The organism is Nitrosospira sp. TNL300, from assembly GCF_055385915.1.
This window is the reverse complement of the sequence record NZ_AP041005.1, coordinates 2074003-2086298: the sequence shown is the minus strand read 5'-3', so window position 1 is coordinate 2086298 and position 12296 is coordinate 2074003. Positions and strand designations below refer to the sequence as shown.

At 57.7% G+C, this 12296-nt stretch carries 1 protein-coding gene; it reads left to right on the top strand.

Annotated features, from left to right (window positions below; genetic code table 11):
• The first annotated feature begins 29 nt into the window (after positions 1–29).
• Positions 30–12260, top strand: coding sequence for an amino acid adenylation domain-containing protein (locus ACZ5BW_RS09550; protein ID WP_464539306.1), 12231 nt, complete (start codon positions 30–32; stop codon positions 12258–12260).
• The last annotated feature ends 36 nt before the right edge of the window (positions 12261–12296 follow it).

Here is a 12296-nt window from a genome sequence, read left to right as displayed (position 1 = left end):
TTTATTTCATCATTTTTATCCGCACCATCATGCATAGCAGCAGTCTAGCGCAAAGACGCGCGCGCCTGACCCCTGAGCAACGGGAGAGGCTGGCGCACCGGCTGGCAGGAGCCCATGTTCCGGCACCCCGATCGAGTATTTCCCGCCGCAACACTTCCGCGCCGGTGCCGCTCTCTTACGCCCAGCAGCGTCACTGGTTTTTATGGCAACTGGAGCCGTTGAGCACGGCTTATCATTTGAGCGGGGGATTGCGGCTGACGGGCGAGCTGGATATTGAAGCGCTGCGTTGGAGCTTTGCGGCGCTGGGCAGGCGGCATGAATCGCTGCGCACGGTATTCAGGGCCAATGCGGAAGGGTTGCCGGAGCAGATCATCGAAGATGAGCCGCGGCTTGAAGTTCCTTTGACTGACTTTTCCGGATTGCCTCTGGAACAAGCGAGAGCGCAAGCCGGTGAAGAAGCGGGCCGGATATCCGCAACTCCCTTTGATCTGACGCAAGGCCCGCTGCTTCGGCTTGCCCTCATCCGCATTGCACCGGAAGAACACCTTCTTGTGGTGGTGATGCACCACATCATCTCGGACGCCTGGTCCAACCGCATTGTCATTGACGAATTTGCCGCCCACTATCGGGCACGCGTGCAGCAGGAGCAGGAGGGGGAGGAGCAGGGGCAGGGGCAGGGGCAGGGGCAGGGGCAGGAGCTCTCCCTGCCGGCACTGCCGGTCCAGTATGCCGATTACGCGATATGGCAGCGCAACTGGCTGGAAGCGGGAGAAAAAGAGCGCCAGCTGACCTACTGGCGCAGCCAGTTGGGAGAAGAACATCCGGTATTGCAACTGCCCACCGATCACCCCCGATCTTCCAAGGCCAGTTACCGTGCCGCGCGCCATACCTTCACATTACCCGCAGGTCTGGTTACGCGCCTGCAGCGTCAGGCGCAAAGCCAGGGTGCGACCCTGTTCATGGCGCTGCTCTCGGGCTTTCAGGGCCTGCTCTACCGCTATACCGGACAGCAGGATATCCGTGTGGGGGTGCCGATTGCCAACCGTCACCGGGTTGAAATAGAAAACATCGTCGGATTCTTCGTCAACACCCAGGTATTGCGCACCCTCATGGACGGGCGCATGCCCCTGCACGCGGTGCTCGATCAGACGCGGGAAGCAGCGCTGGGTGCCCAGACTCACCAGGATTTGCCGTTTGAGCAACTGGTTGAAGCACTGCAACCCGAACGCAACCTGAATCAGAATCCTCTGTTTCAGGTCATGTACAACCACCTGCGCGAAGACTACCGGGCACTTGAGCAATTGCCCGGACTCATGGTGGAAAATCACGAGTTGAGCGAGCAGGCGGCGCAGTTTGAACTGACCCTGGATACGGTTGAGCAACCCGATGGCAGGCTGGAAGCGACCTTCACCTATGCCGCCGAACTGTTTGAGCCTGCCACCATTGCGCGGTTGGGCGACCATTATCTGCATCTTCTGGAGCAACTGGCCGAGCATCCGCAACAGAGCCTTGGCGACATCGACATCCTCGGTGAAGCCGAGCGGGCGCAGCTTAGGGCCTGGGGGATCAACGAGCAGCGCTATGGAAATGCGGAGCCCGTGCACAGGCTGATCGAGCGGCAGGTTGAAATCCAACCGGAAGCAGTGGCGCTGATCTTTGGGGATGTCGAATTGAGCTATGGTGAGCTGAATCGAAGAGCGAACCGTCTGGCGCACCGTCTGATCAGGCTTGGGGTTGAGGCCGAGGTTAAGGTGGGCATTGCGGTGGAGCGCTCGATCGACATGGTGGTGGGCCTGCTTGCCATTCTGAAGGCGGGCGGGGCGTATGTGCCGCTCGACCCGGAATATCCGCAGGAGCGGCTGGCCTACATGGTGGAAGACAGTGCCATCGGGCTGCTGCTGACGCAAAGCCGGATTCGATCGCGCATTCCCCACTCCAGTCAATATCCGGTGCTGGAGCTGGACAGGCTCGACCTTGAGAGTGAATCCGACAGCAACCCGCAAGCCGCCCTGCATCAACACAGCCTTGCCTACATCATCTATACCTCAGGCTCCACCGGAAAACCAAAGGGCGTGAGCGTCACCCACCAGCCTCTGTCAATGCATGTTCAGTCTATAGGTGAAATTTATGGCATGACACCGGCGGATCGGGAGTTACAGTTCGCATCGATCAATTTCGATGGTGCGCATGAGCGCTGGCTCGTGCCCCTTGCCTTCGGATCAGCGTTGATGCCGCGTGATAATGATTTCTGGTCCGTCGAACGTACTGTTGCGGAGATTGTAAAGCATCGGATAACCATTGCCTGTTTTACCCCGAACTATCTGCACCAGATGGCGGAGCTGCTGGACAATGCGGGACGCGCTCTGCCGATCCGTTCGTATACGGTCGGTGGCGAAGCCATGAGTCGCGCCAGCTTTGATTTTGTACAAACCACACTTCGGCCGCCTCGCATCATCAACGGCTATGGCCCGACCGAAACAGTCATTACACCGCTCATTTCGAAAGCATATCCCGGAACGTGGTTCGAGTCCGCCTACATGCCCATTGGTTGTCCTGTCGGTGATCGGACTGCCTATATTCTCGACTCCGATTTGAACCCGGTTCCTGCGGGCGTAGCGGGAGAGCTATATCTGGGTGGCATCGGGTTGGCACGCGGCTATTTCAACCGTGGAGGGCTGACTGCGGAGCGTTTCATAGCCGATCCCTTCGATGAGGCAGGCGGTCGGCTCTACCGCACGGGGGATCTGGCAAGATGGCGCCCAGACGGGCAGATCGAATACCTGGGACGGCTGGATCATCAGGTCAAGATCCGGGGATTCCGCATCGAGCTGGGGGAAATCGAAACGCAGTTGCTGGTGCAGCCGGAAGTCAGGGAAGCAGTGGTGGTTGCCAGGGAAGGCGCCGGTGCCTCCAATCCCGCAGGAGGCACAAGGCTGGTTGCCTATGTTTCCTTGCATGCGGGGGCAGAGGTGGAAGTTGGACAACTGCGTGAAGCGTTGGGCAAGGTTTTGCCAGATTACATGCTGCCTTCGGTGATTGTAGTGCTGGAGAGTCTGCCGCTCAATCCGAGTGGCAAGGTAGACCGGAAGGCCTTGCCTGAGCCGGAGTTTACTCATACGGAGCATTATGAGGCGCCGCTGGGGGAAGTGGAGGAGGCGCTGGCGGGCATCTGGGCACAGGTGCTGGGGGTGGCAGAGGTGGGGCGGCATGACAACTTCTTCGAGCTGGGAGGCGATTCCATACTCAGTCTCCAGATTGTCACCCGGACACGCCGTGCCGGTTGGAAGATCACGCCACGCCAATTATTCGAACGGCAGACCATTGCTTCGTTGGCGGCGGTGGCAATGGCTCTCGAAGCTCAAGATGCAACCGTTGCTACCCTGACCCCGATCGCAAGCGCACAGTCGAACGAAGGATTAAGCGATGGAGGATCGGGGAGGCGCCTACCGCTGCTGCCCATTCAGGCTGAATTCTTCGCACAGGAAATTCCCGGGCGACATCACTGGAACCAGGCCGCGCTCCTGGAAAGCCGGGAGCATCTGGATCCTGCACATCTTGGACTGGCACTGGAAGCCGTGGTGCGGCACCACGACGCGCTTCGTTTCCGCTTCGCTAGAAATGAGGGCGGCGAATGGCAACAGTTTTGTGGGCAACAGTTCTGTGGGCAACAGTTTTGTGGGGAATCCATTGCGGATGATTTGTTATGGGTGCGCAAAGCTGCTACCGAGACGAACCTGGGGGCACTGTGCAACGAGGCGCAGCGCAGCCTGAATCTCATCGAAGGCCCACTGCTGCGCGCCGTGCTTTTCAACATGGACGATGGCAGTCAGCGGTTGCTGCTGGTCATTCATCACCTCGTGATTGATGGCGTTTCCTGGCGCATCCTGCTTGAGGATTTGCAGAGTGCCTATAGCCAGGCCCGGCATGCCAAAGCTATCGCGTTGCCTGAAAAATCGGGCAGCTATGAGGTGTGGACCGAGCAGCTGCGGCGTTATGTGCGTGAAAATGCAGAAGAATTGATTTACTGGCGAAGCTTGACGAGAGTATCGGTCATGCTGCCCTGCGATAGCCCCAATGGCGCGAGCTTGGTCCGTCACCAGTGCAATGCTCTGCTCAAGCTGGGTAAGGTGCAAACCCACGCCTTGCTCAAGGAGGCGCCCGCAGCCTATCGTACTCATGTGAACGACTTGTTGCTTACCGCCTTGGGCAGCGCCCTCTGCTGGTGGAGCGGCCATAAGACAATCCTGATCGATCTTGAAGGCCATGGCCGGGAAGATTTATACGATATCGACCTTTCGCAAACGGTCGGCTGGTTTACCACCCTCTATCCGGTGATGCTCGATCCATCCGGGGATCTGGATCAGAGGATTAAGCGCATCAAGGAAAACCTGCGAAAGATACCGAATAAAGGATTGGGTTACGGACTGTTCAAATATCACGGAACGCCCGAACAGCGTGAAGTCCTGGCATCCTTGCCCAAGCCCGAAGTCGTATTCAATTACCTGGGGCAACTGGATGCGAGTTTCGACGAAAGCGCGCTGTGGACGTTGGCGGCCGAGCCGGCAGGGGCTCTGACGGATGAAAATGCACTCCTCAGTCATGATATTTCCATAAATGGCCATGTTTACGAGGGCGAACTGTGCCTTACGGTGAGCTATAGCGAAGCGCGTTACCATAAGAGCACGATTGAAGCGCTTATAAACGTCTACCGCACTGAGCTTGAAACGCTGATTGTCCATTGCACCAGTGGCATACAAGGCCTTACCCCTTCGGATTTCCCCCTGGTCGAAATCACCCAACGCGAGCTGGACAGTCTGCCTCTGCCTGTCGCCGCCGCGCAGCTTGAAGATCTTTATCCGCTTTCTCCATTGCAGGGGGGGGTACTTTTCCACAGCGTATTTGACAGGGAGGACCACGATGTTTACCTCAATCAGTTGAGGGCCGATATCGAGGGACTGGATGCAACGCGTTTCAAAGCGGCATGGCAGGCGGCGGTGGCTTGCCACCCGGTGTTACGGACAGGTTTCGTGATTCAGGATGGCAAGTCCCTGCAATGGGTTTCGAAGACGGTCGAATTGACATTTGTGGAACACGACTGGCGGGATAGGGTGCATGGAGAGCACAGGGAGCATAGGGAGCGCGATCTTGAGGCATTGGCCCAGGCGGAACACGCCTCGGGTTTTGATCTTGCCAGACCTCCGCTCATGCGCCTCGCGCTGGTGAGATTGACCGGTGATCGTTACCACCTCATCTGGACGATCCATCACTTGCTGCTGGACGGATGGAGCACTTCCCAACTGGCTGGGGAAGTGTTGCGACGATATGCCGGAGGCCTCTCTCCAGCTCAGGAAGCGTCGTTCCGGGGCAGAGGCGAATATCGCAGGTTTATCGAATGGCTGCAGCAGCGCGATATGGAAGCTTCCGAAGCATACTGGAGGGAGCGGCTGAACGGAATCGGGGAGCCGACGCGGCTGGCGGCGACATTGCCTGCACACCGAGGAAATTCCGATCATGAAGAGTATGGGGAGCATATCACTGAACTGCCGCTCTCCCTTTCCGAGAGGTTGATTCAGTTCGCCCGGCGTGAGCGCGTCACCCTCAACACTCTGATACAGAGCGTCTGGGCGATCTTGCTGAGTCGGTACACCGGGAAGCAAACTGTCGTCTTTGGTGCGACGGTGGCGGGAAGGCCGGCGGACCTGACGGGAGGGGAGCACCTGTTGGGATTGTTCATCAATACGCTTCCCGTGGCGGTAACGCTCCCGCCCGAGCAGCAGATCGGCGCATGGCTGCGCGATCTGCAAGCGCAGAATCTGGCTTCACGCGAACACGAACATACGCCCCTGTACGAAATCCAGCGCTGGCTGGGGCAGAGCGGCCAGGGATTATTCGACAGCATTCTCGTATTCGAGAACTATCCCATGGATGAGGCGTTGCGCGAATCTACTCCGGGGGGGCTTGTCTTTTCCAACATTCGCAATCGCGAAAGCAGCAATTACCCGATGATGGTATCGGTCATGCAGAGTAACGTGCTGTCACTGGGCTACAGCTACGATTGCAGGTGTTTTTCGCGAACGGCGGTGGAATCCATTGCGACGCAGCTCAACAGACTGCTCGACAGGATTGCCGCCACTCCCGCGAACTCGCTGCAGAGATTGGGCGACATCGACATCCTCCGTGAAGCCGAGCGGGCGCAGCTTAAGGCCTGGGGGATCAACGAGCAGCGTTATGCCAATACCGAGCCTGTACACAGGCTGATCGAGCGGCAGGTTGAAATTCAACCTGAAGCAGTGGCGCTGATCTTTGGCGATGTCGAGTTGAGCTATGGGGAATTGAACCGAAGGGCAAACCGGTTGGCACACCGCCTGATTGAGCTTGGGATTGGGCCCGAGAGCCGGGTGGGCATGGCGGTGGAGCGCTCGATCGACATGGTGGTTGGTCTGCTTGCCATCCTGAAGGCGGGTGGAGCGTATGTGCCGCTCGATCCGGAATATCCGCAGGAGCGGCTGGCCTACATGGTAGAAGACAGTGCCATTGGACTGCTCCTTACACAAAGCCATGTCAAGTCCCACATGCCGCAGGCCGCAAGATGCCCTGTCCTGGAACTGGACGGGCTTGATCTCAGGAACGAGCTTGAGAGCAATCCGCAAGTCCGGCTGCACGGCGATAACCTCGCCTACATCATCTATACCTCAGGCTCCACTGGAAAACCAAAAGGCGTAGGCGTGGCGCATCATGCGCTAAGTCACTTTCTTACCAGCATGGGCGAGCTTCCGGGCATGGATGCCCAGGATACGCTTGCGGCGGTAACCGCGCTGTCGTTCGACATTGCTGCCCTGGAACTCTATCTGCCTTTGAGTGTTGGCGCACGCCTCGTGCTTGTTCCGCAGGGGGTCAATCGCGATGGCCTGGCCCTCGCGCAGCTCCTTCAAACCCACCCCCCTAGCGTCCTGCAGTCCACACCTGCCGGATGGCGCATGCTGCTTGCGGCCGGATGGGATCGTCTGCAAGGAAAAGCAGAAGGAGAAATGCAGGGAGGAGACAACAAACCGTTCAAGCCCTTGAAAGCGTTGTGTGGCGGCGAAGCGCTTCAGCCCGACCTTGCTGATCAGTTGCGTGCCTGCGGCGTCGAGTTATGGAACATGTATGGGCCCACTGAAACCACTATCTGGTCCGCAGTGGGAAGAATCGACCAAAGCGGTGCAACGGTATTAGGTAAGCCCATAGCGGCCACCCGCGCATACATCCTCAATGCGAATCTCAATCCTGTTCTGGCAGGCGTGGCTGGAGAACTGTATCTCGGAGGGGTAGGGTTGGCGCGTGGCTATCCCAACCGTGGAGGACTGACAGCAGAGCGTTTCATAGCCGATCCTTTCGATGAAGAAGGAGGACGGCTGTATCGAACTGGCGACCTGGCAAGATGGCGCGGCGATGGGCAGATCGAATACCTGGGGCGGTTGGATCATCAGGTCAAGATTCGAGGGTTTCGTATCGAACTGGGTGAGATCGAATCCCAACTGCTGGCTCAGCCTGAAATCAGGGAAGCGGTGGTGGTTGCGCGGGAAGGGGGCGATGCTGTCCTGGCAGCCGGTGATATGCGGTTAACAGGAGGCGCGAAGCTTGTTGCCTATGTTTCATTGCATGCCGGGGGAGATGTGGATGTTGCCTTATTGCGCCAGGCACTAGCCAAAGTGCTTCCGGACTATATGATTCCTTCGGCAATCGTTGTTTTGGAGAGTTTGCCGCTTAATCCCAATAGCAAGGTGGATCGCAAGGCCTTGCCTGAGCCGGAATTTGCCAATACGGAGCGTTATGAGGCACCACAAAGTGAAGTGGAAGAAGTGCTGGCGGGAATCTGGACCCAGGTGCTTGGCGTAGCCCAGGTGGGCCGGCATGACAACTTTTTTGAGTTGGGGGGCGATTCCATTCTCAGTCTTCAAATCGTCGCCAAAGCCCGGCGTGCCGGCTTGAAGATCACACCCCGGCAATTATTCGAACAGCAAACCATCGCTTTGCTGGCAGAAATAGTGGAAACCATTGAGGAACCGGTTGCAGAACCGGCCAAGCCCGAGCGTGGTTATCTGCGCGATTACCTGGGCTCTGCAGCGATTGCAGGACTCGCCTTTACAGAGGATGAAATTGAAGATGTCTATCCTTTGTCACCGACACAGGAAGGCATGCTGTTTCATACCCTGGAAACGGCAGCGGAAGGCGCGGGTCTTTATGTAAATCAGCTCAGCGTGGAAGTTGAGGGGCTGGATCCGCAACGGCTGGCAAACGCGTGGATGGCTATGGTTAGCCGTCATCCAATACTGCGCACCGGTTTTCTATGGCAAGCTGGCTTGACGCGTCCGTTGCAAATCGTCTTCAAAAAAGTCCATGCACCTGTCGTCCACCTGGATTGGCGCGGACTGGATGCGTTGGAATCACGTGTTGCTGCCTGCGCAGAGGACGAGTTGAAACGGGAATTCGATTTTCTCATGCCTCCACTGGCGCGACTTGCCCTCATACGTCTTGCCGATGATCGCTACCAGCTGGTATGGACGCGGCACCACATATTGCTCGATGCGTGGGGCGATTCCATACTCATCAGCGACTGGCTGCGCCGTTACGATGGGCAAGCGCTTGCTGCGCCAGGGCCGGATTATGGTCACTATGTACGGTGGCTTCTGCAACAGGACGAGCAGGCGACCAAGGCTTTCTGGGAAGCCGAACTTGCAGGGGTTGAGGGCCCGACTCTGTTGGCGAAGTCGACAGGAAAAACATCGACAGGAAAAACAACAAATGGAGCAAGCGAACCAGACAAGCGATCAGGGTTTGCGCAGATATATACCCTTCTCAGCACCGAGGAAACCCATCGGCTGAAAGCCTTCGCGCAGCGGCAGCAAGTGACCCTCAATACTTTCGTACAGGCAGCATGGGCATTGCTTTTGCAGCGCTATACCGGCAAAGATACAGTGGTATTCGGCGCTACCGTGGCGGGACGTCCCCCCAGCCTGCCAAAAGCCGACGAAATAGTGGGAATGTTCATCAATACCATTCCCGTTCCGGTTGAGCGGAAAAGCGAATTGACAGTAGCGGGGTATCTCAGCCTGCTGCAGAAAACGAATGCAAGACTGCGCGAGCATGAGCACGCGTCTCTTGCAGATATTCAGCGATGGGCGGGCTCCTCCGGCCGGCCCCTCTTCGACAGCATTGTCGTATTCGAGAATTATCCCATCGATGAGGCAATGCGCAGCAACGAGCTTTATGGACTGCGCTTTGGGGAAATCAAAGGCAAGGGGCTGACAGGATACGCGATGGACTTACAGGTCGTGGTGGACGACAGGCTGGAAATCGAATACTGCTACGGACGCGCCGAGCTTCCCGACGACTTCGTGCTTGACTTGCGCGCGCATATGGAATTCCTGATGAGGGAAATGATGGCTCATCCGGAGGGGCGTGTGGGAGAGTTGGCATGGATGGAAAAAAGAGAGATTGACCACCTCCTTTCACTCGGATCCAATGCACATCTGGAAACCTTGCCATCGCGGCTTTCGCGTCAGTTTGTGCACAACCTGATCGAGCAGAACGCGGAACGACAACCTGAGGCGATTGCCCTGCTGATGGGTGAGCAGGAACTCTGCTATGGCGAATTGAATCTGCGGGCGAACCGGTTGGCGCACCATCTCGCCAGTATCGGTGTGGGGCCGGAAGTAAGAGTAGGGGTGGCGATGGAACGTTCGCTGGACGTCATCGTAACGCTGCTGGCCGTGCTCAAGGCCGGTGGAGCCTATGTGCCACTCGATGCTGAATATCCGGTTGAGCGCCTGTCCTTCATGGTGAAGGACAGCGGCATGTCGCTTCTTTTGACGGAAGAGAAATTGCTCGCCAAGCTTGGCAGCAGTTTTGGAGTGCCGACGCTGTTGCTGGATTCACTGGACTTGATAGCCGAATCAAGCTCTGACCCCGACATTCCCCTCCATGAGCATAACCTGGCATACATTATTTACACATCGGGCTCGACCGGACTCCCCAAGGGAGTGGCGGTAGCGCACGGTCCACTGAGCATGCACTGCCGCGCAACCGCCGGAATTTACGGTATGACGCCGCACTCGTGCGAGCTGCTCTTCATGTCATTCTCCTTCGATGGCGCACATGAGCGCTGGCTGACCGCACTGACAGTCGGTGCCGGCCTGGCGGTGCGCGATCAGGAATTGTGGACCGCGGAGCAGACATACGACGCTTTGCACAGCTATGGCATTACCAATGCGGCGTTTCCGCCCGCTTACCTGGGACAGGTTGCCGAATGGGCTGCGCCACGCAGCGATCCGCCGCCGGTAGAGCTTTATGTCTTCGGGGGCGAAGCCATGCCCAAGGCTTCCTACGACCTGGTGCGAAAGACCTTGCGGCCGCGCATTCTGATCAATGGTTACGGACCCACCGAGACGGTTGTTACGCCATTGATCTGGAAGACGGAAGCGAGCAACAGTTTCGATTGCGTCTACGCACCTATCGGCAAGCCCGTGGGAGAACGTACCGCGTACGTGCTTGACGTCGATATGCAGCCGGTACCTGTAGGCATGATAGGGGAATTGTACATCGGCGGCTATGGCCTTGCTCGCGGGTACCTGGGGCGAGCGGGACTGACAGCGGAGCGCTTTGTAGCGGATCCGTTTGACGGGAATGGCGGGCGGCTCTATCGCACGGGTGATCTGGTGCGTTGGCTGGATGACGGCAACATTGAATATATCGGCCGTGCTGATCAGCAGGTGAAGATTCGGGGGTTCCGGATCGAGCTGGGCGAAATAGAGGCATGCATACGTGAGCTTACCGGACTGACCGAGGTTGCAGTCGTTATTCGGGAAATGGCGGGAGGCCCGCAACTCGCCGCTTATGTCGCGCCGAATGAGATGACGGGGACGGTGGGGAAGATGGGGACGGCTGCGCCAGTCCGGAAGGGGGGTGCAGGGCTGGAAAGCAGGCTGAAGCAGCAACTTGTCAGGCGGCTGCCCGAATACATGGTGCCCGCGCACATTGTCATCCTGGACGAACTGCCCCGATTGCCCAGTGGCAAGCTTGACCGCACTGCATTACCGGAGCCGGATGCGGTAGCCGGCAATACTTATCGGGTGCCTTCCACCCCTGAAGCTCAACTTCTCGCACAGATCTGGAAGGAAGTACTCGGTGTGGAACGGGTAGGCGAGACCGACAACTTCTTCGCCCTCGGCGGAGATTCACTCTCCAGCCTGAAAGTCATGGCCCGAATGCGCAACCTGCCCGGGTTGAAATTCGATTTCAAGCTGCGGGATCTGATGCAACGTCCGACCATTGCCGGTTTGCTCGGCCTGGACGTTGAAACCCCCGGCAAAACACAGCCACTGCTGCTGTTAAACCAGTGCGACGAAAAAGCGAAAATCGAGCCGTTATTCTGCATCCATGCCGGTTTGGGCACCGTGTTCGACTACCAGCCGCTTGCGCGGCATCTACAGGGTAAGCGAACGGTCTATGGAATACCTTGCCGCATGCTTTCTGATCCCGGACATCGCGATGCTTCTCTCGCCCAGATGGCGGCAGATTATGTCCAGATCATTCGCCGGGCACAGCCGGAGGGACCCTACCATCTGTCAGGCTGGTCCCTTGGAGGCACTCTTGCAGCCATGATGGCTGCGTTACTGGAGGCGGAGGGGCAGGAGGTCGCGTTTCTCGGCCTTATCGATTCCTTCATCCCCGCCATGGGAGAGGTCGAGCCAGACGACTGGCGACAGGATTTTTCCGATTTTGTTTCCTTGGTGCTGCCCGGAGCGAAAATTGACGGGGCGGATGGAGTTTTTCCTGATGGAAATCAGAAAAGTTGTCTGCAATCCTCGGAGCAGCCATCGGAAGAGGCTTTGGCAGGTTTGCTGGATGAATTAATTTCTGCCATGCAGGCCTCGGAAGGTGCAACTTCGCCTACGAAGGGGGAGCGCGACAGGTATGCGGCTCTGGGAGCAAGCGAACTTGCCCGCATCTTCAGCGTTGCGCGGCACTTGAAAACACTTGCGGCGCAGGCTCCGGAATTAGGCTGCTTGAACATCCGACCCGCCTGCTGGTGGGTTGCGACCCGCCCCTTGTCCGAGCGGCTGGCTCTTTCAAGGCAAACCGGCCAGGCTGAATTGTCCGGGAACGAAATCGATACCGATCACTTTTCGATCATAAGGACAGAAGCGTTGTTTGTCGGGATGGAAAGCACATTTCGATCTGCTGGTGCAAGGACAGCAATTCCCTCAAAGGCTCTATAACCTTTGCACCTTGCCTTTCAGGCTTTATCGGCTATA

What these genes read in the sequence shown, in the direction of transcription:
- ACZ5BW_RS09550 (WP_464539306.1), top strand. Translation starts at nt 30, where the DNA reads ATGCATAGCAGCAGTCTAGCGCAAAGACGCGCGCGCCTGACCCCTGAG.